The 24,359-nt window shown below is 35.7% G+C and carries 20 protein-coding genes; 12 read left to right on the forward strand and 8 right to left on the reverse strand.

Annotation, left to right across the window (positions count from 1 at the left end; genetic code table 11):
* Nucleotides 1-14 precede the first annotated feature (14 nt).
* Complete coding sequence (locus ACPF9A_RS21170; RefSeq protein WP_424000229.1) at nucleotides 15-494, reverse strand: lipocalin family protein; 480 nt, start codon at nucleotides 492-494, stop codon at nucleotides 15-17.
* Between the two features lie 241 nt (nucleotides 495-735).
* Nucleotides 736-2,712: an alpha-ketoacid dehydrogenase subunit alpha/beta gene (locus ACPF9A_RS21175; RefSeq protein WP_424000231.1), complete on the reverse strand. Its 1,977-nt coding sequence runs from the start codon at nucleotides 2,710-2,712 to the stop codon at nucleotides 736-738.
* Between the two features lie 121 nt (nucleotides 2,713-2,833).
* Between ACPF9A_RS21175 and ACPF9A_RS21180 the strand changes: the two genes are divergently transcribed.
* From ACPF9A_RS21180 to ACPF9A_RS21205, 6 genes are all read left to right on the forward strand, one after another.
* Nucleotides 2,834-3,784 (forward strand): isopenicillin N synthase family dioxygenase, encoded by a 951-nt coding sequence (locus tag ACPF9A_RS21180; RefSeq protein ID WP_424000233.1) that lies wholly within the window; start codon nucleotides 2,834-2,836, stop codon nucleotides 3,782-3,784.
* A 5-nt stretch (nucleotides 3,785-3,789) separates the two neighbouring features.
* A complete protein-coding gene (locus ACPF9A_RS21185; protein ID WP_424000235.1) occupies nucleotides 3,790-4,119 on the forward strand; it encodes a translation initiation factor in 330 nt (109 codons plus the stop codon).
* Nucleotides 4,120-4,227: 108 nt separating this feature from the next.
* Entirely contained in the window at nucleotides 4,228-5,160 is a 933-nt protein-coding gene (locus ACPF9A_RS21190) for a DUF1835 domain-containing protein (RefSeq protein ID WP_424000237.1), read from the forward strand.
* A gap of 1 nt (nucleotide 5,161) precedes the next feature.
* On the forward strand, nucleotides 5,162-6,028 hold the full coding sequence (locus ACPF9A_RS21195; RefSeq protein WP_424000239.1) for a nucleoside phosphorylase: 867 nt from the start codon (nucleotides 5,162-5,164) through the stop codon (nucleotides 6,026-6,028).
* A gap of 55 nt (nucleotides 6,029-6,083) precedes the next feature.
* Nucleotides 6,084-8,117, forward strand: coding sequence for a polyphosphate kinase 1 (gene ppk1 / locus ACPF9A_RS21200; RefSeq protein ID WP_424000241.1), 2,034 nt, complete (start codon nucleotides 6,084-6,086; stop codon nucleotides 8,115-8,117).
* Nucleotides 8,104-8,949 carry a substrate-binding domain-containing protein gene (locus tag ACPF9A_RS21205; RefSeq protein WP_424000243.1) on the forward strand — a complete coding sequence of 282 codons (846 nt, stop codon included), beginning with the start codon at nucleotides 8,104-8,106 and terminating at the stop codon, nucleotides 8,947-8,949. The genes ppk1 and ACPF9A_RS21205 overlap by 14 nt, the downstream gene beginning before the upstream one ends.
* A gap of 1 nt (nucleotide 8,950) precedes the next feature.
* Here ACPF9A_RS21205 and ACPF9A_RS21210 read toward each other — a convergent pair whose 3' ends face one another.
* Together ACPF9A_RS21210 and ung are read right to left on the reverse strand one after the other, a co-directional pair.
* A complete protein-coding gene (locus tag ACPF9A_RS21210) occupies nucleotides 8,951-9,379 on the reverse strand; it encodes a response regulator (protein WP_424000245.1) in 429 nt (142 codons plus the stop codon).
* 79 nt (nucleotides 9,380-9,458) lie between these two features.
* Nucleotides 9,459-10,124, reverse strand: a complete 666-nt coding sequence (gene ung, locus ACPF9A_RS21215; RefSeq protein ID WP_424000247.1) for a uracil-DNA glycosylase — start codon at nucleotides 10,122-10,124, stop codon at nucleotides 9,459-9,461.
* 197 nt (nucleotides 10,125-10,321) lie between these two features.
* Here ung and ACPF9A_RS21220 point away from each other — a divergent pair, with 197 nt between their 5' ends.
* From ACPF9A_RS21220 to ACPF9A_RS21230, 3 genes are all read left to right on the forward strand, one after another.
* The gene (locus ACPF9A_RS21220) at nucleotides 10,322-12,493 is read left to right on the forward strand and encodes an endonuclease MutS2 (protein ID WP_424000249.1); all 2,172 of its coding nucleotides are present in this window, start codon (nucleotides 10,322-10,324) and stop codon (nucleotides 12,491-12,493) included.
* Between the two features lie 158 nt (nucleotides 12,494-12,651).
* A complete protein-coding gene (locus ACPF9A_RS21225; protein ID WP_424000251.1) occupies nucleotides 12,652-13,056 on the forward strand; it encodes a thiol-disulfide oxidoreductase DCC family protein in 405 nt (134 codons plus the stop codon).
* Between the two features lie 133 nt (nucleotides 13,057-13,189).
* Nucleotides 13,190-14,302 carry a DUF748 domain-containing protein gene (locus ACPF9A_RS21230; protein WP_424000253.1) on the forward strand — a complete coding sequence of 371 codons (1,113 nt, stop codon included), beginning with the start codon at nucleotides 13,190-13,192 and terminating at the stop codon, nucleotides 14,300-14,302.
* A gap of 14 nt (nucleotides 14,303-14,316) precedes the next feature.
* Here the strand turns inward: ACPF9A_RS21230 and ACPF9A_RS21235 are convergent, their stop codons facing one another.
* A complete protein-coding gene (locus ACPF9A_RS21235; protein ID WP_424000255.1) occupies nucleotides 14,317-15,627 on the reverse strand; it encodes a dicarboxylate/amino acid:cation symporter in 1,311 nt (436 codons plus the stop codon).
* 61 nt (nucleotides 15,628-15,688) lie between these two features.
* The gene (aroC, locus tag ACPF9A_RS21240) at nucleotides 15,689-16,753 is read right to left on the reverse strand and encodes a chorismate synthase (protein ID WP_424000257.1); all 1,065 of its coding nucleotides are present in this window, start codon (nucleotides 16,751-16,753) and stop codon (nucleotides 15,689-15,691) included.
* A 228-nt stretch (nucleotides 16,754-16,981) separates the two neighbouring features.
* On the opposite strand from aroC, the gene ACPF9A_RS21245 reads away from it, so the two are divergent.
* The gene (locus ACPF9A_RS21245) at nucleotides 16,982-17,851 is read left to right on the forward strand and encodes a UDP-2,3-diacylglucosamine diphosphatase (RefSeq protein WP_424000259.1); all 870 of its coding nucleotides are present in this window, start codon (nucleotides 16,982-16,984) and stop codon (nucleotides 17,849-17,851) included.
* On the opposite strand, the gene ACPF9A_RS21250 is transcribed toward ACPF9A_RS21245, so the two are convergent.
* Entirely contained in the window at nucleotides 17,852-20,770 is a 2,919-nt protein-coding gene (locus ACPF9A_RS21250; protein WP_424000261.1) for an FAD-binding and (Fe-S)-binding domain-containing protein, read from the reverse strand. It abuts the gene before it with no gap.
* A gap of 90 nt (nucleotides 20,771-20,860) precedes the next feature.
* On the opposite strand from ACPF9A_RS21250, the gene ACPF9A_RS21255 reads away from it, so the two are divergent.
* Together ACPF9A_RS21255 and ACPF9A_RS21260 are read left to right on the forward strand one after the other, a co-directional pair.
* Nucleotides 20,861-21,340, forward strand: coding sequence for a hypothetical protein (locus ACPF9A_RS21255; protein WP_424000263.1), 480 nt, complete (start codon nucleotides 20,861-20,863; stop codon nucleotides 21,338-21,340).
* Nucleotides 21,341-21,443: 103 nt separating this feature from the next.
* On the forward strand, nucleotides 21,444-22,562 hold the full coding sequence (locus ACPF9A_RS21260) for a redoxin domain-containing protein (protein ID WP_424000265.1): 1,119 nt from the start codon (nucleotides 21,444-21,446) through the stop codon (nucleotides 22,560-22,562).
* 73 nt (nucleotides 22,563-22,635) lie between these two features.
* Here the strand turns inward: ACPF9A_RS21260 and ACPF9A_RS21265 are convergent, their stop codons facing one another.
* Nucleotides 22,636-24,294 carry a hypothetical protein gene (locus ACPF9A_RS21265; RefSeq protein WP_424000267.1) on the reverse strand — a complete coding sequence of 553 codons (1,659 nt, stop codon included), beginning with the start codon at nucleotides 24,292-24,294 and terminating at the stop codon, nucleotides 22,636-22,638.
* Nucleotides 24,295-24,359 lie beyond the last annotated feature (65 nt).

Here is a 24,359-nt window from a genome sequence, read left to right on the forward strand (position 1 = left end):
ATTTAAGTAGGTTATTATTTTTTACTGAATTGATACACCACATTTATAGGGGCACCTTCGACCATGACATTAGATTTTAATGTCATTGCCGATTCGGTCAAGTTCTCGATGTTTAAACGATAACCTGCACCACCAGAAATATCTTGATTTTTTTCATTAATGAATTTAAATTGTAACTGGCTAGTGTAATTTTCTTCACGTTCTACAACAGACCATCTAATATAACGGTCTCCACCGGTACAAAATGTAGATTGATTAATAGTGTATCTACCGGTACTATTGTTATCTCTAAAGAACCATTCGCTACCTTCTAGACAAATATCTTCTACGTCATTAAATAATACCGCCTTTACATTGCCTGTATTACCCTCAAAGGAAACATCGTTTAATGTCCATGTGCCACTTAGCAAATTTCTCTTTCCTCTCGCATCTTTTGACACTGAACATGAAGATATTACAAGTACGATACTAAAAAGCCAAATCATTTTTTTCATAAGTAAATTTATTTAGGTTTGATCTATATACGTTTAATGGTATTTTTTGGATGGATACATTTTAAATATTCGACCAATTACCACACAAAGATGCTGCTAAATAATTGTACCTATTACCTCTTTTAACAAATTTGTTGACGGGTTTACTCAATAATCGAGATTATAATGTTTAGATATATACCCCGAATTCTAATAATTGTTCATTTAATAAGGACGGATAGACATTTTATAAGATAGTTTACTAATATGCTATTAGTTCTTTTAATTCAGATTCGAACCTAGACTTGGATAAATATTGCTCTTCAAGCTTGGTATTAAAAGGTATCGGCGTTTCTAAACTACCCACCCTTTTTATAGGACCATCTAAGTATTGAAAACAATTCTCCATTACCATCGCCGATATATCACTTGCTATTCCCCCAAAAAGGCTGTCTTCCTGTAAAATAATTAATTTTCCTGTACGCTGTACAGATTCATAAATCGCTATCGTATCTAAAGGTTGTAAACTTCTTAGATCCAACAAATCGGCACGAATATCGGTGTTCTTTTCTAAAGTTTCTAAAGCCCAATGTACTCCTGCACCGTAAGTGACAATCGTAATTTGATCACCTTGTTTTAACAAACTTGCTTTACCTAAAGGCAACGTGTAATAATCAGCTGGCACATCTTGATATAAACTTCTATACAATCCCTTATGTTCAAAAAACAAAACAGGATTTGGATCTTCTATAGCTGTTGTCAACAACCCTTTCGCATCATATGGGAATGCGGGATATACCACTTTTAATCCGGGAGTTTTGGTAAACCAAGCTTCATTTGTTTGTGAATGAAACGGTCCGGCAGATACTCCGCCTCCACAAGGCATACGAATTACAACATCTGCTTTCTCTCCCCATCTATAGTAACTTTTAGCTAAATAGTTGACAATTGGGTTAAAGCCGCTACTGGCGAAATCGGCAAATTGCATTTCCATAACCGCCTTCATACCATTGATAGATAAGCCCATTGCCGCAGATACAATTGCCGATTCACATATAGGTGTATTGCGAACGCGCTCTTTACCAAATTCGTTTACGAAGCCTTCCGTTATTTTGAACACACCACCATATTCTGCAACATCTTGCCCCATGATAACTAGGTTATCAAATTTTTGCATCGACTGCCTTAATCCTTCAGAAATAGCATCTACCAAACGAATATTATTTACAGAATTACCAGGCTCAATCTTTACTAAATCAAAATTTTGATATACCTCACTTAATTCTTTACTTTGATCTGGTATAATTGCCTCTTCTTCAAGGGCTAATTTTAAATTTTCGTCGATTTCAACTTGTATTTCCTCTTTATAAGTAGCTATACTATTTTCCGTCAAGAGTCTTTCACTTATCAAATACTGCGTAAAATTTTCTAATGGATCTTTCTCTGCCCAAACATCTAAAAGCTCTTGGGGTACATATTTTGTTCCACTTGCCTCCTCATGTCCGCGCATGCGAAATGTTTTAAATTCTAACAAAATAGGTCTCGGATTTATTCTCATATCCCGAACCAATTCCGAAACCTTGTAATAGACCTCTAATATGTTATTACCATCTATTATATGAGACTCCATTCCGTATCCTACACCCTTATCTGCGATATGTTCACACTTAAATTGCTCATTGGTTGGCGTTGACAGCCCGTAACCATTATTCTCTACACAGAAAAGAACTGGTAAATTCCAGACAGAAGCGACATTTAATGCTTCATGAAAATCACCCTCACTTGTCGCGCCTTCTCCAGTAAATACGGCAGTTACGTTCTTTTCATATTTTAATTTATGAGCTAAGGCTATACCATCTGCCACACCTAATTGCGGACCTAAGTGCGATATCATACCAACGATCTTATAATCTTGTGTGCCAAAATGAAAGCTACGGTCTCTTCCTTGGGTGAATCCGCTTGCCTTACCTTGCCATTGTGCGAACAGTCTACATAAAGGAATCTCTCTTGCAGTAAATACACCTAAATTTCTATGCATAGGTAAAATGTACTCATCACTACTCAATGCAGTAGTAACACCTACAGAAATTGCCTCTTGACCTATGCCGCTAAACCATTTAGATATTTTACCCTGTCTTAGAAGAATCAACATCTTTTCCTCAATCATTCGAGGTTTAAGCATTGATTTATATAGCTTTAATTTTATATCGTCAGCTACTTTAAAATCGGTGTAATTCATTGATTTGGTCAATTTTGACTATTAAAATATAAATGTAACAAAAAAGCAAATAAAAAGTATAGATTATAACAAGGCTTGTAAATCCACAATAATTATTAATTTTACGTAAATTCTTTAAAATATGAGCTTAGTACCTAGTGTAGATTTATCCGATTTTCTTTCTGACGACCCAAAAAGAAAACAAAAATTTATTGATGAAATTGGAAAAGCCTTTGAAGAAATTGGCTTTGTTGCCTTAGGTGGTCACTTTCTTTCAGACAAGTTAGTAGATTCTTTATATGCTGAAATTAAAGATTTCTTTGATTTGCCCGGCGAAGTAAAAGATGGTTACCAAATTGAAGGAATAGGCGGTCAACGTGGTTATACTTCTTTCGGCAAGGAACATGCAAAAGGTAGAAAAGAAGGCGATTTAAAAGAATTTTGGCATTTCGGACAGTATGTGGAGGATAATGATGAATTAGAAAAGGAATACCCAGCTAATGTGATGGTAAAAGAATTACCACAGTTTAATAAAGTTGGAGAAGAAACCTATAAGATGTTAGAAAAAACAGCTAAATATGTTTTGCGTGCCTTAGCCCTTCATTTAAATCTTGATGAATTCTACTTTGACGAATTTATCAAAAACGGAAATTCAATATTGCGCCCAATACATTACCCACCAATTACCTCTGAGCCTAAAAACGCAGTTAGAGCTGCAGCTCATGGTGATATTAATCTAATAACGCTGTTAATGGGAGCACATGGTAAAGGATTACAAGTTCAAAACCACGAAGGTGAATGGGTAGATGCTATCGCAAGACCCGATCAATTAATGATCAATGTTGGGGATATGTTATCTAGACTAACAAACAACAAACTTTTATCGACTATTCATCAAGTGGTGAATCCTCCAAAAGAATTATGGGGAACATCAAGATATTCGGTGCCATTTTTCATGCACCCAGTTAGCGAAATGCCTTTAAATTGTTTAGAGAACTGTATTGATGAAGAACACCCTAAACTTTATACTGATATTACTGCAGGTGAATTTCTTCATGAGCGCTTAATCGAACTAGGGTTAATTAAAAAATAACCACTATGGACCTTAAAGACCAGTTAAAAAATTTATTTCCTGATCACGAACAAGAAGATGTTCCGGTTGAAAATGAAACAGAAAAAGACATTTGGCTTCAAGATGACCCCATCATTTGCAAGTACGAAAAGCGAAAGGGTAAACCTATTACCATCTTAGAAGGTTATACCGGCGCCGATGAAGATTTTAAAAAGTTAGCTAAAGAATTAAAGACCAAATTAAGTGTTGGCGGTAGTTTTAAGGATAATAAAATTATTATTCAAGGCGATTATCGCGATAAAATCATGGCACTACTTAAAGATAAAGGTTTCGCAGTCAAGCGTGTAGGTGGATAGTTTAGTAAAATAATTTACATTTAAAGTTCCATTTGTTTTCTGTTAAATAATTTTTTAACGTTGTTATTAGTATTATTTTTATTCTAATCAAACTAAATCAAACCTGGTATGAGTTCTCTCTTGCACATTACCAATGGGGATGTTTTCACCGAACGTCTTCAAAAATTAAATTTAGGTGGTGATGTCATTACTTGGCGCGAAATGCTTTGTGAAGGTCAAACATTACCAACCGTAGGTACAGAAACCTTTTGGAAAGCTCGATTCGAGTTTCTTCATAAAAACTATAAAGTCTCAAAATCTTGGTTTATTGAAAAGACCTTAAAAGAATATAGGTCGTTGTGTAGCCATAAACAGCAGGATCATATCGTTCTTTGGTTCGAGTATGATCTTTTTTGTCAAGTGAATATGCTAGCTGTCATCAGTTGGCTGCTTACCCACAGAAAATATGCCCAAATATCTTTGGTCTGTAGCGGTAATGAAGACGAAACAGATAAAATGTATAGCCTCAATGAGCTTTCTAACGAACAGTTATTAGATCTTTACAATAATAAAAAGGTATTAACTCAAGATGATACCGAATATGCTGATTATGTGTGGCAGTTATACTGCAGCAATAACCCTATTCGATTAGAGAATTTAACAGATTTTAAAGATTATCAGTTCGACTATCTTGGTGATGCCGTTAAATCTCACTTAAAACGTTTTCCAAGTATCAACAACGGTTTAAATGAAATGGAAAATACCATTTTAAAGTTAGCGGTAGATAAAAAGCCAAAATCGAAAACCGAATACATGGATATCTTACTTAAAAACCAAGGTAACCTAGGTTTTTCAGACACACAGTACGACCGTGCATTAACTAGATTAAAACCTTTAATTACTAGTTTGAACCCTGTTCGCATATCTAAAAAAGGCAAGGAGATTCTAGAAGGCAAAACCAGCTACTACTCTTGTATTCAAGACAACGATGTGTATTTAGGAGGCGCATTGAAATACAATTTCTTATATAATACTTCTACTAACAGAATTTTAAAATTATAGCATGCAATTAAAGCCTGCTGAGCTTATCATCAACGAAGATGGTAGTATCTACCATCTTAATTTATTACCAGAAGATATTGCAACTACCGTAATTACCGTTGGCGACCCAGATAGGGTGAGCCAAGTATCTCGTCATTTCGACACTATTGAGGTAAAAAAAGGTAAACGTGAATTTCATACCCATACCGGTCATTTGAACGGTAAGCGTATCTCTGTAATTTCTACAGGTATCGGTACAGACAATATCGATATTGTTATAAACGAACTTGATGCGTTGGTAAATATTGATTTAAAGACCAGAACACTTAAAGCGAATCATACTACTTTAAATATTATACGAATAGGTACTACCGGTGCCATTCAACCTGATATTCCTATTGACACATTTTTGATCAGTAAATATTCTATCGGTTTTGACGGACTTTTACATTTCTACGAGCATGATAAAATCAACTTTCCTGAAATAGAAGATGAATTTATAGCACATACTTCTTGGGATGCTTACAAAGCGAGACCATATGTGCTCTCGTACTCTGAAAAACTAGGTGAATTGTTTGTTGATAATCGTATACGATTAGGCTTTACAGCAACAAATACCGGCTTTTATGGTCCGCAGCAACGTCAATTGAGAATAAAGCCTAGCCAAATGGAATTGATGGAGAAATTATCTACATTCAGTTACAAGGACTTAAAATTGACCAATCTTGAGATGGAAACTTCGGGTATTTATGCACTTGCACAGCTATTAGGTCATGAAGCAGTATCGTTAAATTGTATTGTAGCAAATAGATCTACTTGCGAATTTTCTGCTACACCTACCGAATCTGTCGATAAGCTTATTGAATTATGCTTGAAAAAATTGGCTTAACAAACATTTATCACTTTCTTACTCTGGTACTTCTTATTTTTACTGAAATTTTAGCATGAAAAAAGAAAACTTAAAGCATAGAGATATTAATTGGCTCTACTTTAATGAACGTGTTTTACTTGAAGCTGAAAATAAGGATACCCCTTTATTAGAAAGATTAAAATTCTTGGCCATATTTTCCTCTAACCTAGATGAGTTCTTCAAGGTACGAGTATCGCAATTGCGTCAAATTAAACAGTTAGATAAGAAATTTCGCAAAAAACTAATGTTTAAAGCGAATAGCACGTTACAGCATATTCTAAAAACGATCAATGAACACCAAATTCAATTCGGAAAAGTAATTGCAAGCACTTTAGCTGAACTTGAAGACCACAGTATCTTTTTTCGGAATACGTCAAATTTTACACAAGAACAAAAACAATTTTTAGCATCGGTATTCGATGAAACGATAAAAGCATCTTGCGCTTTACACGAAATAAAAGATGAATTAACAGATGCCGCTATATATTTGGTAGTTACACACCCTAATCACGCTTACAGTGTTGTTAAAATACCTACGGATCAAGAGCGTTTTATACGCTTACCAGGCGAAGGACATCAATTTACATTTATAGATGATGTTATTAAGCTCAATATTAAAAGGCTACTGCCTAATAAAGAAGTTATTGATTGTTTTTCGATTAAGTTATCTAGAGATGCCGAGCTTTATTTAGAAGACGACTATTCTGATATTGAATTGGTCGAGAAAATATATAATTCTTTAGATAAAAGATTATCAGGTCAGGCGACCAGGTTACTTTACGACGAATCGATGCCCAACTGGCTAATCGACGCCCTTAAAAATGATTTTAAATTGGGATTCGTTGATCTATCCCCTGGTGGCACCTATCATAATTTATCTGATTTCTTTTCTTTTCCCCTTCCAGAAGGTACTGAACACTTGCAATACCAAGCAAAACCGGCACTACCACATAAAGAATTATCAAACAGTGATAATATCTTTGACACTATTGCTAAAAAAGACCAATTGGTACATTTTCCGTATCATGATTTTAAAGTGGTCGAAGATTTACTTACTGAAGCGGCTACCGATTCACAAGTAAGCGCCATTAAGATGACGATTTACCGCATTGCAAAGTCTTCGTCACTGGCAGATGCCATTATAACTGCTCTGGACAATAACAAGAAAGTCACCCTATTTGTTGAAGCTCAAGCTCGTTTCGATGAAGCCAACAATATTAAATGGGGGCGCATTTTTGAAGAGAAAGGTGCTAAGGTCATTTTTAGTATCCCGCAGGTCAAGGTGCATTCTAAGATTGCCATGGTTTACCGTAATGAAGATGATAAAGTAAAACGATATGCTTACATATGCACGGGTAATTTCAATGCTAAAACATCAAAAATTTATTGCGACCACGGACTCTTTACTGCTGATAAAAAAATAACTAAAGATTTAGGTCAAGTATTTCAAGTTTTAGAGCGTAAAATATTCGTACCGAAACTGAAACGATTGATGGTCTCGCCATTTACCACTAGAATTACATTCTTAAATCTCATTCAAAACGAAATCAATGCTGCTCGTGAAGGCAAAAAAGCTGCCATTACCGCTAAAATGAACAGTCTTGAAGATTCTAATATGATTAAGGCTCTATACCGAGCAGTAAATGCTGGTGTTGATGTTCGCCTTATAATTAGAGGCTTTTGTTGTTATCTAACAGCTAAAGACAATCTAAACGAGGGAATGAAAGACAATATTTACATTACCAGCATTGTGGATCGCTATTTGGAACATGGTAGAATTTACCTTTTTGAAAATGGAGGAAATGAATTAATGTACATCGGTTCTGCTGATTGGATGACGCGCAACTTAGATAGGCGAATTGAAGTATTGACGCCTATTTTAGACCCTGATATTTTTGATGAATTAAAACATATTTTGACATTACAGCTTAATGATAACCAGAAGGCCCGTGTTTTAGATGTGGAAAACTCCAATAAAAGGGTAGAGCAAACTGCTAATCAAGAAAAAATACGCTCTCAATATGCCATTTACGATTACCTTAAAAATAAATTAGATGAAGACTGTTAAGATTATTGGTGTACCAGAACATTTTAATCTTCCTTGGCACTTAGCTATAGAAGAAGGTGCTTTTGAAGAAAGAGGTATCAACTTAGAATGGACAGAAGTCCCTGAAGGTACAGGTAGAATGAGCGAAATGCTTAAAAACAAAGAAACCGACCTTGCTATAATCTTAACTGAGGGAATCGTAAAAAGTATTACTGAAGGTAATCAGGTTAAAATTATTCAAGAATACATTGCTTCTCCGCTTTTATGGGGAATTCATGTTGACGCGAATAGTTCATATACTTCTTTGAGCGATTTAAAGGGCACTACTGCGGCAATAAGCAGATTTGGTAGCGGTAGCCACCTCATGTCTTATGTTCAAGCAACAGAAATGGGCTGGGACACTGAAAATTTAAAATTCGATTTAGTAAATAATTTAGACGGAGCCGTTGAAGGGTTGTCGTCCGGTAGTGCCGACTATTTTATGTGGGAGCGTTTTACTACAAAGCCTCTTGTAGATAGTGGTGTATTTAGGCATTTAGGTAACTGCCCTACGCCATGGCCGTGTTTTGTATTGGTAGGAACAAAAGATTTTTTAAAGGAAAACGAGGGAGTTTTGAACCATATACTTGAAGTCATCAATATGTATACGGCTGATTTTAAACAAATTCCACGTATTGATTCGACTTTAGCAAATAGGTATAATCAAAAATTAGAAGATATTCAAGAATGGTTACAACTGACAGAATGGAGCCAGAAACAACTACCAGAACGTACGTTGACCAAAGTTCAACATACCCTGAAGGAATTGACTTTAATAGAAAAATCAATTCCGGTATCCGATATTCTTAGATGATTTAAATAGTAGCTAAGCTGTAATGCTTTTGAATTAACGCTTTGAACGTTTCATCAGATAGAGGTTTTTGAGCGAAATCGGCGATATATTTATTGGCGATAGCACGTTCTTTATCCTCTTTGTTATCACTTATCGTTACCAAAACAATAGTAATCTGATCTTTTAGCTTTTTAGGAACCAACTCCTCATAAGCATTCATAAACTGCCACCCGTCCATAACAGGCATTCTTAAGTCTAACATGACCATACATGGCAATTCTAATTGCTCTTGACCTTTACCTAGAATAAAATCAATGGCTTCTTGACCATTAAGGGCAGAATTAATATTCACATCCATGTCCAGTTTATTGATAAAGATGGAATGTAAAAAGTTACTCGCATCATCATCGTCTACCAATAAAATAGTATTTAGCCTTTCTAAGTTATTCATTTGAGTTGTTGTTTATGTTGTTAACTACTATTGTGCCCCAAAGCACAATCTAAATTTAAAGCTTTAATAAGTATCTAACTTACCAGGCTATAATTTTATTGCCTAAATCTTCTAAAATTTTATTACAAGATGAAAAATGTTTGTTTCCGAACCAATATCCTCGATTGGCACTTAACGGAGAAGGATGACCAGAGGTCAATAAATAATGCTTATTCGCATCTATAAGTTTTGCTTTTTTCTTGGCATAACCGCCCCAAAGCATAAAAATTATTTGTTCTCTATTCTCAGATAGTTTTGAAATCACGGTATCGGTAAATACCTCCCAACCTTGTTTTTGGTGACTACCAGGTTCATGAGCCCTCACCGTAAGCGTAGCGTTTAGTAGCAAAACGCCTTGCGCTGCCCATCGCTCAAGATTACCGCTTTCTGAATAACAGATACTTAAATCTGTCTCTATTTCTTTAAAAATATTAATTAATGAAGGCGGATGCTTAATGCCATCTTTTACCGAAAAACATAAACCATTTGCTTGATCAGGACCATGATAGGGATCTTGACCTATGATCACGACTTTTACATTTTCAAAACTACATGCATCGAATGCAGCAAAGATATCGGTACTATTCGGGTAACAGGTATGCTGTTCATATTCCCGCGCCACAAACTGCATTAAATTCATAAAATAGGGTTTATCAAATTCACCTTTTAATTGATTTTCCCAACTAGCATTCAACCTGATATTCATTATTCTCCCCTTAGATGTTTGACATCTTCAAAGTTAATATTTGATTAGGTTTAAGCAATGGTTAGTTCAGTTATCTATCCGTATTTTATTTTATACGTACACTCATTTTAACTAGTTAACGATTATTTATCTAAGCTCATCTGCCCTTATTACAATTCATTGTCAATGCGTACCTTTGTAGCTTACTAAAGCATATCGTGGCTAACATACATTCCAAAACATTACAAGACTTAGAATTTCCATCTGTATTAAAACAAGTATCTGCTCGTTGCAATACCGAACTAGGTAAAGAAGCAGCAATGGAAATCGCCCCTTTTATAACCGAAGAAGTTATAAAAATCGAATTGGGAAAAACGGCGGAGTATCTTTCATCTTTAATTAGTGAAAACCGGATTCCCAATCACGGTTTCGATAGCATAAATAATGATCTAAAGCTGCTTAAAATTGAGAACACGACTTTAGAACTTCAAGGATTTAAAAGAATTGCTGGTATTTGCATTACTGTTGAGCAACATCAGAAATTCTTTAAAAAATTCAAGGAATATTATCCTTTATTTTTTGAATTTGCCTTAAAACTTGAGCCAAACAATCATATTCCGAATTTAATCAATGATGTCATTGACCGTTTCGGTGAAGTAAAAGACAATGCATCTGATCAATTATTTTCAATAAGAAGACAAATTAATCTGGTACGCGGAAAGATTAGCCAAAGTTTTGGAACTGCCCTAAATACCTATAATTCTTCTGATTACCTAGATGAAATTAGAGAATCTGTCGTTGAAAATAGACGTGTATTAGCAGTAAAGGCAATGTATCGCAAGAAGGTAAAAGGTGCCGTAATGGGAACTTCAAAGACCGGAAGCATTGTTTACATAGAACCTGAAGCTGCCTTAAAATATAGTCGCGAGCTTAATAATCTGGAATTTGAAGAGAAGGAAGAAGTTCAACGTATTCTCAAGCAATTAACAAGTCAAATAAGACCATTTAGAGCTCTTTTAAGCGATTATCAAGTTTATTTGACGCAAGTGGATGTCATTGCTGCCAAAGCAAAGCACGCGGAAGATATCGATGCTCTATTACCAAATATAAATTCAAATAACAGATTATATCTGCGAGATGCCTACCACCCGCTGTTATTTTTAAATAATAAGCGAAAGGGCGAAAAAACGTATCCACAAACCATTGAATTACACGCTGAGAATAGGATTATTGTGATATCCGGACCCAATGCAGGTGGTAAAAGTATTACGCTTAAAACGATTGGGTTACTTCAAGTAATGCTTCAAAGTGGTATGTTGATTCCCGTTCACGAAAGAAGTGAGGTCTGTTTCTTTAAGAAAATTTTGACGGACATCGGTGACAACCAAAGCATTGAAAATCATTTAAGTACGTATAGTTACCGATTAAAAAACATGAACCAATTTCTAAAGCGTTGCGATGGCGATACTTTATTCTTAATCGATGAATTTGGTACTGGTAGTGATCCGGAATTAGGTGGTGCTTTGGCAGAGGCGTTCTTAGAAGTTTTTTACGAACGTGGTTCTTATGGCGTAATTACAACACACTATGCCAATTTAAAAGCACTTGCCAACGAATTACCACATGTTACGAATGCAAATATGCTTTTCGACGGAAAAACATTAGAGCCTACTTTTCAATTGATTTTAGGTCAAGCTGGTAGTTCTTTCACATTTGAAGTTGCCCAAAAGAACGGTATACCTTACTCTCTTATCAACAAAGCAAAGAAAAAAATTGAACGTGGAAAAGTTCGTTTCGATGCAACAATAGCCAAACTACAGAAAGAACGTAGTAAAATGGCTGAAACAGGTTCTCGACTAAAAGAAGAGGAAATTAGAGCTCGAGAAGAAGGTCAGCGCTTAGAAAAGTTGAATGCAAAGGTCAAATCTAAGTTAGAGAACTATCAAGAACTCTACGACCATGATCAGCGCATGATCCAGCTAGGAAATAAGGTAAATGTCGCGGCAGACAAGTATTTTCAAGATAATAAAAAGCGCCCTTTAGTTTCAGAACTATTAAGAATCGTTGAGACAGAGAATAGTAAACGAACGAAGAAAACTGCTAACCAAGCAAAAGCAGAAAGAGCTAAAAAAGTAGCTGTTGCGCAAGAAGTTCAAGAAGAGGTTAAGGTTATTCGCGAGAAAAAGAAAGTTGAAAAGAAGAAAGCAATTTTCAAGGAAAAGAATAAACCAAGACCAGTATTTACTATCGGTGATCGCGTTCGAATGCTTGATGGTAAAGCCGTAGGCAGCATAGATTCACTAGAAAAAGGTAAGGCTATAGTTAACTATGGCATTTTTACCACCAACGTAAGTGTGGATCAGTTAGAACTGGTTGAAAGAAAAAAATAATACTGATTTTTAGTTGGTTACGGAAAATCGTATACGATTTTATTTTAGTTTAAAGTATAATACTAGATTTAAATTTTGGGTTTTTATCAGTTATATTCTGATAGGATATTATAAAAATGTTGTGAGATGTTGATTAAATATTGTTTTAATTTTGCAGTGTGAATTCAAATAAAAAAATCATTCTTTTCGATGGTGTTTGCAACTTATGCAACAACAGTGTTCAATTTGCCATAAAACGAGATAAAAATGATGTTTTTAGATACGCTGCCATTCAAAGTGAAACTGGAAAAAAATTATTGAACGAACGTAATATCGACACTAATGAGGTTGATTCCATTATTCTTATAGAACCGAATATTGCCTACTATACCAAATCTACCGCAGCCCTTGAAATTGGTAAGGATTTGAAAGGACTAAACACCATATCTACTATTTTACTATGGTTGCCGGAGTCCTTCAGAAATATCGTATACGATTTTGTTGCAGCAAATAGATACAAGTGGTATGGCAAAAAAGAAGCTTGCATGATACCTACAGAAGAATTAAAGAGCAAATTCATTTAATAATTACTATTGCTCTCCCTTTCCACCAAATTTTAATTCAAAGCAGATTTCTTTTACCTCTAACGGTTTCTAATAGTGTTCGTTAGATTTTTAACATTTACCTTTTACCCGTTTGTTAATTACAAAGTAAACTATGAGCGAGGTTAAACGTAAAATATATAAAAAGAAAAGGTATGTATTACCTATTATCATAATAACCTTATTGGTTATTATTAGACTTTCTCTACCCTATTTTATAAAGAATTATGTAAATAATGTTCTTGCAGATATACCCGGCTACTATGGTCAGGTAGAAGATATAGACCTATCTATTATTCGAGGGGCCTACACGATTCATGGTATGTACTTGAACACGGTCAAAGCAAATTCTGAAATTCCGTTTCTCGATTTTAAAAAAACTGATATTTCTGTAGAATGGAATGCGCTTTTTCATGGCAAAATAGTTAGCGAGATTGAAATGTCGGAACCGACTATTATTTACGTTTTTGAAGACCAACAAGATACAACTGGTCAAGCAAATACAGATGACTGGTCGAAGGCATTAACCGATTTAGTACCCATTGATATTAACCAGCTAACAATCAATAATGGAAAATTTGCTTTTTTACAATTACAAGCGGATCCAAATATTGATTTACACTTAGCTAACGTTCAATTATCAGCCTCTAATCTTCGAAATGTAGTGGAAAAATCGAGGACATTACCCTCAAATATACACGCCACAGCAACATCTATAGGTAATGGAAATGTTATTTTAGATGGTGACATGAATTTAGTAAAGGAAATTCCTGACATGGATGTTTCTTTTAGCCTAGAAAATGCCAACGCCATTGCACTTAATGATTTTACCAACTATTATGCTGGAATCGATTTTGACGAAGGTTCTTTCGATTTATTCGGGGAACTGGCTATTGCCGATGGTTATATGAAAGGGTCATTTAAGCCCATTCTTAAAAATGCGAAATTAATCGGTAAAGATGATGGATTTCTACAAACACTATGGGAAGGATTCGTGGGCTTCTTTAAATTTGTTTTAAAAAACCATAAGAAAGATACCCTAGCAACAAAAATTCCGGTGGAAGGCGATCTAAACAATGTGAAAACAAAAATGTGGCCAACAGTTACCAGAATATTTAGAAATGCATGGATTCAAGCTTATAAAGATGTTGTAGATGATGATCTTAATTTTAAAGATGCTACAGATGCAGCCGATAAGTTGAAAGATAAAAAATCTAAAAAAAATTAGGACTTGGTTAAGTCCTAATTTTCCTTATGCTTATAATTATCATCCCAATTCTTAACCTTCGGATCATGTAATTTACCTAGAGATTTTGCAACAACCATAGACACAGTTGCATCGCCTGACACGTTGATTACTGTTCTACACATATCTAACGGTCTATCAACAGCAAAAATCAATGCTAACCCCGCCTCAGGAATTCCAGCTTGGGCTAAAACAATTACCAGCATAACCATACCCGCCCCTGGTACTGCCGCACTACCTATTGAAGCTAATGTAGCGGTAACAATAATTCCTAATTGTGCCGATAAACTCAAATCCATTCCAAATGCTTGGGCTATAAAAACAGCCGCAATCGCTTGATATAAGCTGGTACCATCCATATTTATGGTTGCACCGATAGGCAATACAAAACTTGTTACTTCTTCATCGACACCTAAATGCTCTTCTACCCTTTCCATGGTTACAGGTAAGGTTGCTGCGCTTGAACTCGTTGAAAATGCTAGTAATTGAGCTGGCGACATACCTTTCATAAATGCACTAGGAGATGTTTTTGTAAAAACCCATACCATTAGTAAGTACACGCATAACATTAATGATAGGCCTAAAACTACGCAGAAGGCATACCATGCTAGTGCTTTAAATAGATCAAGACTTGGAGATTCTACAATTAACGCCGCTAACAAGGCAAAAACACCATAAGGTGCAGCGAGCATTATTAAATCGATTAACTTTAAAATAACTTCATTGAAGCCGTCAAAGAACTTTTTAACGGGACTTGCTTGTTCTTCGGGAATAAGTATCAAACCGATTCCAAAAAATATAGCAAAAAAGATAACTTGTAGCATGTTTCCGTTATCCGAAGCTGCTGCAAAAATATTGCTCGGAACCAAATCCTCCAATGCTTGTAACGGTCCGGCTTCTTGCTGCTTATCTGCCTTATTTTTAATGGCATCAGCATCACCTTTATAATTCTCAACTAATTCTGTTCTAGTAGCCTCTGTAATTGAAGCACCTGGCTTTACAATGTTTACGACACCTAAACCAATAGTAACGGCGATAACTGTGGTAGCGATGTAAATACCTATAGTACGACCACCCATTTGAGAAAGTTTAGAGATATCCTTAAGATCAGATACTCCTTTTATCAATGAACCTAAAATAAGAGGAACGGCAATAAGCTTTAACGAGTTGATGAAAATATTACCGAATGGCTTGATCCAATCTGAAATAAATTTTGGTCCCCAATCTAGCTGAACCATGGCTAAAGCAAATAAAACTCCCGCTAACATTCCTATTAGAATTTGCCAATGCAACTCAAGCTTCCTCATATATAAAGTAGTTTAGGGAAGTAAGATAGTATTTTGCAGGGAAAAGTGCTAAAAACCAAACCTATAATTTAATGGTACGGTTTAAAAGGGCATAATCTGCCAAAACCAATGCGGTCATCGCTTCAACTATAGGCACAGCTCTTGGTACCACACAAGGATCGTGTCTACCTTTGCCCTGTGTTTTAATGGTATTACCCTCTTTGTCAATTGTTTCGTAGCCTTGAATAACCGTGGCTACTGGCTTAAAAGCAACATTGAAATAGATATCCATTCCGTTACTTATTCCGCCCTGAATACCACCACTATAGTTAGTTTTTGTAGAACCGTCATTATTAAATTGATCGTTGTGCTCACTACCTTTCATCTTTACACCTTCAAAACCACTACCATACTCAAAGCCTTTTACAGCATTTATAGATAACATTGCCTTCCCTAATTCGGCATGAAGTTTATCAAAAACCGGTTCTCCTAAACCAATCGGTACATTTTTGGCTACACATGTAATAATACCGCCAATAGTATCTCCGTCTTTTTTAATGGATTTGATATATTCCTCCATTTTAGCTGCCATTTCTGGGTCAGGGCAACGAACATCGTTAGTTTCTGTTAGAGATAAATCTAACTCTGTATAATGTTTATTCAAACTCATATTACCTACTTGAGATACAAAAGCTTGAATTTCTACTCCTTTCAAAAACTGTTTTGCAATAGCACCTGCCACTACTCTACTTGCCGTTTCACGCGCAGAACTTCTACCACCGCCACGGTAATCTCTAAATCCGTATTTTTTATCATACACATAATCTGCATGCGATGGTCTATAAGAATCTTTTATATGTCCGTAATCTTTAGATTTTTGATTGGTATTATGAATAGCAAAACCTATTGGCGTCCCCGTAGTTTTACCTTCAAATATTCCTGAATAAAACTCTACTTCATCTGGCTCTTTTCTTTGAGTAACAATAGCAGATTGACCTGGTTTACGACGATTAAGATCATGTTGAATAGCTTCAAAATCTAATTCAATTTCTGAGGGACAGCCATCTATAACTCCTCCTATTGCTTTTCCGTGAGATTCTCCAAAAGTGCTTACCCTAAATATATTTCCAAAGGTGTTCCCGGCCATAATACGTATGTTCTAAATGATATAATACTGATTGTATACCTTACAATTCAACTGACTTCAAAGGTAAATGTTAATCGTTGGATTGAAAAATTTAAAAAGCGCATAATATTAGCTTAACATTACTTATTTGTGATAAAGATTATTTAACCTTTTGATTAAAAATTGTTGACCAAGTATATAGTAAGTGCATATACTAATAGGTTTAATTTTGTCATAAAATTTATCCCCTTGAAAAAACGACGTCTTGAAATAGTTGTGCTTTCTGATATTCATTTAGGTTCTTATGCCTGCCATGCAGAAGAATTACTAACATACCTATCTAGTATTGACCCTAAAATCTTAATTCTGAATGGCGATATATTAGACGCAAAGAAAATGCGTAACAATTACTTTCCTCCCTCCCATCTAAAAGTAGTTAAGAAAATATTTTCGCTAGCTTCAAAAGGTACCGATGTACATTATATTACCGGTAACCGCGATGAACCTTTTCGTAAAATTGATGAAATTTATATGGGTGCCATACAAGTTTCTAATCGGCTTACTTTAAAACTGAACGGGAAAAATACACTGTTTTTTCACGGAGACATTTTCGATTTTTCATTTAGACACTCGCATTGGCTTTTGAATTTTGGTGGAACCGGTTTTGATATGCTCTTAAAACTTGCCAAGCTGAAGACAAAAACCCTTCATGTATTCGGAAAGAAGAACAAACCATTCACCAATCCGGAATTGGAATATGGAGAGCGTGATCCACAACAAATAGCACTTTTTGAAAAAAATGTAGCTAAAATGGCTATTAAACAACACTTTGACCATGTCATTTGCGGACACAGTCACGCACCGAACAAGCAACTTTTTGAAACTAAAAAGGGAGAATGTCTTTACCTAAACTCCGGTGATTGGGTAAAGCACATGACTGCCCTTGAATATTCTTTTAAACGTTGGAAACTTTACCGCTACGAAAATGACAAGCTTGCCACATTCTATATGGATGAAGAACTTAAGTCTATGAACATAAACGAGCTTATCGAAACAATTACACTACGCAAGACAAGAGAACTAAACGACCAAAAAGAAAAAGACGAACTTAAAGGTTAGCTACTTTACCAAAGCTTCTTTCAATATACTTACCGGATGTTGTGCTATTCGCTTTGTACCATCAAATATTTGGTGTCTACAACTTGTTCCGTTAGCTGCGATGATGGTTTCTGGACTAGATTTGCTCACTGCAGGGAATAATTTTAGAGCTCCAATTTTCATGCTTGTCTCATAATGCTCTTCTTCATACCCAAAAGAACCAGCCATACCGCAACAACCAGATGCTATAATGGTCACCTTATAATTTGTTGGCAGGTTCAATACATCAAAAGTAACTTTTTGATTACTCAATGCTTTTTGATGACAGTGATTATGAATTTTTATATCTCTAGCTTCTTCAGTAAAATCAGACGAACTTAAATTACCATCTGCAATTTCTTTTGCCAAGAACTCTTCGATCAAAAAAGAGTTGTCGGCAATTTTTTGGGCTGTCTCTTTATCTGATGTCATACGTTTGTATTCATCTCTAAAAGATAAGATTGCTGAAGGCTCTAAACCTAGAACAGGCAAACTTGCATCTGCGAACTTCTTCAATTCTTCGGTATTCGTAATCGCTAGCTTTTGAGCCTGCTTTAAAAAGCCTTTTGATAGAAATGTTCTCCCACTTTCAGCATAGTACAATTGAACATCGTAACCAAGTTTTGTCAATAATTCTATTGCATCTTTACCTACTTCAATATCAAGGTATTTGGTAAATTCATCAATAAATAGTACTACTTTTTTCTTTGACTTAATATTTTGACTACCATATTTTTGAAGGTGTTTATTGAAATTAAAGCTATAAACTTTAGGCAAACTCCGTTCTTTAGCTACTCCGCTTGTTTTTTTCAGCAATCCGCCTAGAAATTTGGAGTCATATATCGCGTTTGTCAAGCCCGAAACCTTACTTCCTAATCCGTTTAACTTGGTATTGTAAGCAAACAATTTTCCTCGTAAAGAATAACCATTTGCTTCTTGATATTGATATAAAAACTCTGCTTTTAAAGTGGCTACATCTACGTTACTAGGGCACTCACTTGCACAAGCCTTACAACTTAAGCAAAGGTCGAATGCCTCTTTAATTTCAGGACTATCAAAACTATTCTTTGCTGTACTATTTGGGTTCGTCAAAAACTCTCTTAAAGTATTCGCTCTACCTCTAGTAGTATCTTTCTCGTTTTTGGTTGCGTGGTAACTAGGGCACATACCACCGTTCATATGATGCGTCTTTCTACAATCGCCACTACCATTACATTTTTCAGCCGCCTTAAGTATCCCCTCACTATCAGAAAAATCCATCAAGGTCTTAATCTCAGGCTCTTCGCGGTTTACCTCATATCGAAATGACTTATCCATTGGGTAGGCATCCACAATTTTACCCGGATTGAATATACCTTTCGGATCAAAATAAGATTTGATTCTTCTTAGAAGTTCATAATTCTTATCCCCGATCATTAATGGTATAAACTCTGCACGTACAATACCATCGCCATGCTCTCCACTAAAAGAACCTTTATATTTTTTGGTCAATTTGGCTACATCGGTGGTAATATCTCTAAACAACCCAACATCTGTAGATTTCTTAAGGTTTAGAATAGGTCGTAAATGCAATTCACCAGCACCGGCATGTGCATAATACACAGCACTTTGCCCATAGCCTTTCATGATTTCTGAAAACTCGGCAATGAAATCTTTTAAATCTGGTAAAGCCACTGCAGTATCTTCTATACAAGCTACCGCCTTCATATCACCCACTATATTCCCTAACAGACCTAAACCCGCTTTACGTAACTCGATTGCTTTAGGTATTTGATCTCCAAATAATACAGGATTAGCATAACTGAGTCCCGATTTCGTAATTGTCTTTTGCAACGATTCAACAGCCTCTTTCAACTCAGTTTCTGTATGTGCCGACACTTGTAGCATTAACAATGCTGCCGGATCACCCTCTACAAAAAACCGATTCGCCAATTGCGCACGGTTGTTCTTGGTGCAATCTAAAATGACCTTATCCATCATTTCACACAACTGCAACGGGTGCTCCATTACAGGTACCACATCCATTAAGCAATCTTCTAAAGAGGTGTAATGTGTAACGACCATTGCAGACAATGCGGGTGGTAAATCATCTAATTGAACTGTAATTTCCGTAGTAAAAGCCAATGTTCCTTCACTCCCACATAGCAATTCTGCCATGTTAAAATAAGGCAAATTACCACCGAATACATCTGACTTCAATAATTCATCTACAGCATAACCTGTATTTCTTCTATGTATTTCTGGCTTCGGAAAATGCTCTATTATTTCAGAAGCTATTGATTTATTATCTAGTTCTTTAAATAAACTACTATAAAGTGATGCTTCAAGTGTGTTCTCTTGCTGCTTTTGTTTAAATTCAGCCGCTGTTATTCTACCAAATTCAGCTTCGTTACCGTCTGACAAAATGGTTTTCATCGAGATAACCTTATCTCGCGTAACCCCATATTGAATAGATGTAGTACCCGATGAATTGTTACCCACCATACCACCGATCATACATCTATTTGAAGTTGATGTATTAGGGCCAAAGAACAATCCAAAAGATTTTAAATATTGATTTAGCTCATCTCTAATAACACCTGGCTGTACAGTTACTTGCTTTTTATCTTGATCGAAGCTTATGATTTCTGTAAAATGCTTAGATACATCAACTACCAAACCATCGCCTACACATTGCCCTGCCAATGATGTGCCGGCAGTTCTCGGTATAAGTCCGATGTTTTGATCGTTCGCAAACTTTATAATCTTTTTGATATCGTCAACTGACTTCGGAAAAGCAGCTCCTAAAGGTATTTTTCTGTATACTGATGCATCTGTAGCATAAATAGTCTTGGTAAGATTATCGAATCGTACATCTCCCTCTATATCTTGTCGTAACTTTGACAGCAAATTATTATCCAACTTAACACAATTTTGATTGCTAAATTAAGTTTTATTGTGTGAGCTACATTACAAATTAGATCATTTTTAATCACAAAAAACAACTACTATATGAAGATTTTAAAAGGTATTAGTGTATTATTATTTATGGCAACCTGCTCGCTTTCTGCACAAGAAATTTCGAATCATGCATTAGGATTACGATTAGGAGATAGCGACGGATTCGGTGCCGAAATCAGTTATCAAAAATCTCTAACACGCGACACCAGAGTTGAATTTGACTTAGGATGGAGAGACAGTAGAAATTTTAATGCATTTAAAATAGCCGGACTATACCAATGGGTGCGAACAATTGAAGGGAACTTTCAATGGTACTATGGTGTTGGTGGTGGATTAGGAAATGTTGATTTTCCTGGTGATGACGGCGGACTCTTTGTTTTTGCCGCTGGTGATATAGGTATAGAGTACAATTTTGACATTCCACTAATACTATCTTTAGATTTTAGACCAGAATTAGGAGTTGTAGGTTATGACGGATTCTCTGATAATTTCGATTTTGATATAGGTTTAGGCATTAGATATCAGTTTTAAGCCTAAATAAAAGATAATTTCAAAGACCTTTAACCATTGCGTTAGAGGTCTTTTTTTATATCCTATATATAAGTACATTTGCAACTTAACCTAAGTGAAATTTATGAAAAATAGTATTGTAATACTGCTTACAGGTATATTGTTATTTAGCTGTAACTCAAAGCCAGAAAGCTTTACCCTGAATGGTAAGTTAAGAGGAGAAATGACCGATGGCACTCGTGTTTTCTTGAAAAAAATCGGAGAAAACAATCAACCAATGGAAGTAGATACTGCTACCACAACAAATGGTGAGTTTACCTTTACCGGAAAATCTGATATACCTGAGCTTCATTACATTTTCGTTGAACAATTACCTGGCTATACTGCCGTAATTTTAGAAAACGGAGAAATTCAATTTAGCGCTCAAAGAGATAGTATGGGCTTTGCCGATATTAGCGGAACTTTTCAAAATGACACTTTCGCTGACTACATGGAGCAGTCTAGAGAGATTTCAATGCAAGCACAATCTATTCAAAAAGATAAGCAAAACGCTACTGGCGAGGCTGCATTGGCTTTACAAGACGAAATGAAAGAATTGCAGGAGGAGTATAAAAACTTTGAGCTGGATTATGTGAAAAATCACCCGAAGGCATTAATTTCTGCATTGGTACTAGACAGAGCCCTTGCTACTAAAGCGGTTGACCTTGAAGAAGCCGAAGCAATTTACAAAACTCTATCTGAAGAAATAAAAAATTCTAAACCGGGTAAACAAATTATAGAAAGTATCGAGAAATTGAAAGTTTCAGAAGCTGCTGGTAAAAATTCAAGTATTGGCGCTAAGGCTCCTGACTTCTCTGGACCTAGTGTTGATGGAACTGAACTTGCCTTGAAAGATGTAATGGGAAAAGTTACTTTAATAGATTTTTGGGCAGGTTGGTGCAGACCATGTAGAGCTGAGAACCCTAATATCGTTGCTGTATACAACAAATATCATGATAAAGGTCTAAACGTTTTAGGTGTTTCGTTGGATAGAACAGAAGAAGCTTGGAAAAAAGCTATCGCGGAAGATGGATTAGTATGGAACCATATTTCTAACATTGCTTACTTTGATGATCAAATTGCTAAGCTTTATAATGTTGATGCAATACCTGCAGCATTCTTATTGGATGAAAACGGAATTATCGTTGCAAAAAATTTAAGAGGACCAGAACTAGAAGCTAAAGTTGCAGAACTTTTAAACTAAAGACTTCTTTTTAAAATAGAAAAGCCCCAAGGTTGAATATACCTTGGGGCTTTTTTAGTTAATTTTTATAAAACTAAAATTTATTATAATAATCATTGAATGTACCGGTAATCGAAGCTCCATTTGCTTTACTTACAGTCCCCCAAACAGCTGCTACAGTACTATCGCCTAAGAATTCTAAGGTTGCACCTTCTTCTAAAATTAAATCTCCATAAATAGACATATTGCCCTCAATACGAAGTGTAGCCCCTGCTTTGACCACAATATCTCTTTGACGGTTTACCCTGCCAATAACTATGGTTCCGTTCATTTCAAAAACTCCATTTTCGTTTATCGTTAAATCATCCTTTACCGTCCAAGAACCGCATAACAACAATGACCCGTTTATAGTTATAGAATTAAATCGTTTAGAACCTGAAAAGGCTTGCTCATTACCTTGTTCTACGGTATAGGTTGAACTTCCGCTGAATGAGGCAAGATTCTCGCAACTACTTACCAAACTTTCTGTTGGTCTATTTAATTTTATAATCTGAAAACCAGATTTACCTGATGCTGCAAAAATATAATCTCCTTTTGAAGCTACATAGTTAATTGACCCTGTTAGTTCAATTACCCCAACACCATTTGTACTGTCATCTTTATTCTCGGAAAGACTTAACCCTCCTGCGCCGTTAGCCATTAATAATACATCTTCATTTACCGCAACACCATTCGTTACAATTTCACCTGGCTCGGCATTTTGAGGATTTGTCAATATTGATAAATACTCCATAAAGCTACCAGTAGCAGCATTATATACACCAGCACCTTTAGTACCTTCAGAAACTACAATAGTTTCATTTAAAAAATCCAAAGTACGTTTGGCGTCAACACCAAAATCAGACTTAATATCAATAGATCTTAAGACATTCAAGTTTTGATCTAAAAAACTTACACCTTGTGCAGCATCTAAAACGGCAATTTCACTACCATTATAAGCTACTGACCGTAAATCTGCAAACGCAGTCTCGTTCAAAGCACTTAAATCGTTTTTATCATATATTACTACGAAGCCATCTTGACCACTTGTTACTACCACATTGTTGTTAATAATACGAACATCTGTAGCATTAAACCCTTCTTGAAAGCCGTAGGTAATGTTAGAAGTATTCATTCTACCTCCACTAACTGCGATTTTAGCAACTAATGAGTTTGCCGTAGCAGTAACCGATTGTTCTGAATCAACACCACCGGCAACATAAATATAGCCGTTATCGTAAGCGATTGAATTTAAATCGGCATTGGTGTAATATACCCTTGATGTTACCCTAGGGTTGTTCGGGTCACTAATATCGATTACGTCGATAGCACCTACATAGTCTTGACCTACTGTATTATATGATACATAGCCATAATCACCATCTAGTACAACATGGGTAGCCGCTAGATTTTCACCGTTTGCAAAGGTCGGTGGCGCAATTTGCGCAACTAAAGTAAGCGGATAGTCACCTGCCTGTTCTGCTTTACCGGTTGCATTATAGCGCTTAGCACTAGCAATAGGATCTTCGTAAATATCCAATACTCCTGTGCGTTCAAAACTTACACTATTGTCAAGCTTAGATTGGTCAGTTTCACTAACCAAATTATCTTCAGGGTTTTCAAAAATCGTAGTTTCATCACTACAACTGGCAACAAAAAATGTAGCAGCAATAACCATTAGCCATACTTTTCTGGTAGATAGGGTTGATTTCATTTTAATCGGGGTTTTTGAAATAACGACCCTACCTCTGCGAATGTTGTCTATATATAGGTAAAAAC

This window comes from Maribacter sp. IgM3_T14_3 (assembly GCF_049603095.1).
Lineage (GTDB): Bacteria > Bacteroidota > Bacteroidia > Flavobacteriales > Flavobacteriaceae > Maribacter.

Coding starts and splice junctions, on each gene's coding strand:
- ACPF9A_RS21265 (WP_424000267.1), bottom strand. CDS start 24,294: ATGAAATCAACCCTATCTACCAGAAAAGTATGGCTAATGGTTATTGCT.
- ppk1 (WP_424000241.1), top strand. CDS start 6,084: ATGAAAAAAGAAAACTTAAAGCATAGAGATATTAATTGGCTCTACTTT.
- aroC (WP_424000257.1), bottom strand. CDS start 16,753: ATGGCCGGGAACACCTTTGGAAATATATTTAGGGTAAGCACTTTTGGA.
- ACPF9A_RS21210 (WP_424000245.1), bottom strand. CDS start 9,379: ATGAATAACTTAGAAAGGCTAAATACTATTTTATTGGTAGACGATGAT.
- ung (WP_424000247.1), bottom strand. CDS start 10,124: ATGAATATCAGGTTGAATGCTAGTTGGGAAAATCAATTAAAAGGTGAA.
- ACPF9A_RS21260 (WP_424000265.1), top strand. CDS start 21,444: ATGAAAAATAGTATTGTAATACTGCTTACAGGTATATTGTTATTTAGC.
- ACPF9A_RS21255 (WP_424000263.1), top strand. CDS start 20,861: ATGAAGATTTTAAAAGGTATTAGTGTATTATTATTTATGGCAACCTGC.
- ACPF9A_RS21205 (WP_424000243.1), top strand. CDS start 8,104: ATGAAGACTGTTAAGATTATTGGTGTACCAGAACATTTTAATCTTCCT.
- ACPF9A_RS21230 (WP_424000253.1), top strand. CDS start 13,190: ATGAGCGAGGTTAAACGTAAAATATATAAAAAGAAAAGGTATGTATTA.
- ACPF9A_RS21185 (WP_424000235.1), top strand. CDS start 3,790: ATGGACCTTAAAGACCAGTTAAAAAATTTATTTCCTGATCACGAACAA.
- ACPF9A_RS21190 (WP_424000237.1), top strand. CDS start 4,228: ATGAGTTCTCTCTTGCACATTACCAATGGGGATGTTTTCACCGAACGT.
- ACPF9A_RS21195 (WP_424000239.1), top strand. CDS start 5,162: ATGCAATTAAAGCCTGCTGAGCTTATCATCAACGAAGATGGTAGTATC.
- ACPF9A_RS21180 (WP_424000233.1), top strand. CDS start 2,834: ATGAGCTTAGTACCTAGTGTAGATTTATCCGATTTTCTTTCTGACGAC.
- ACPF9A_RS21175 (WP_424000231.1), bottom strand. CDS start 2,712: ATGAATTACACCGATTTTAAAGTAGCTGACGATATAAAATTAAAGCTA.
- ACPF9A_RS21235 (WP_424000255.1), bottom strand. CDS start 15,627: ATGAGGAAGCTTGAGTTGCATTGGCAAATTCTAATAGGAATGTTAGCG.
- ACPF9A_RS21170 (WP_424000229.1), bottom strand. CDS start 494: ATGAAAAAAATGATTTGGCTTTTTAGTATCGTACTTGTAATATCTTCA.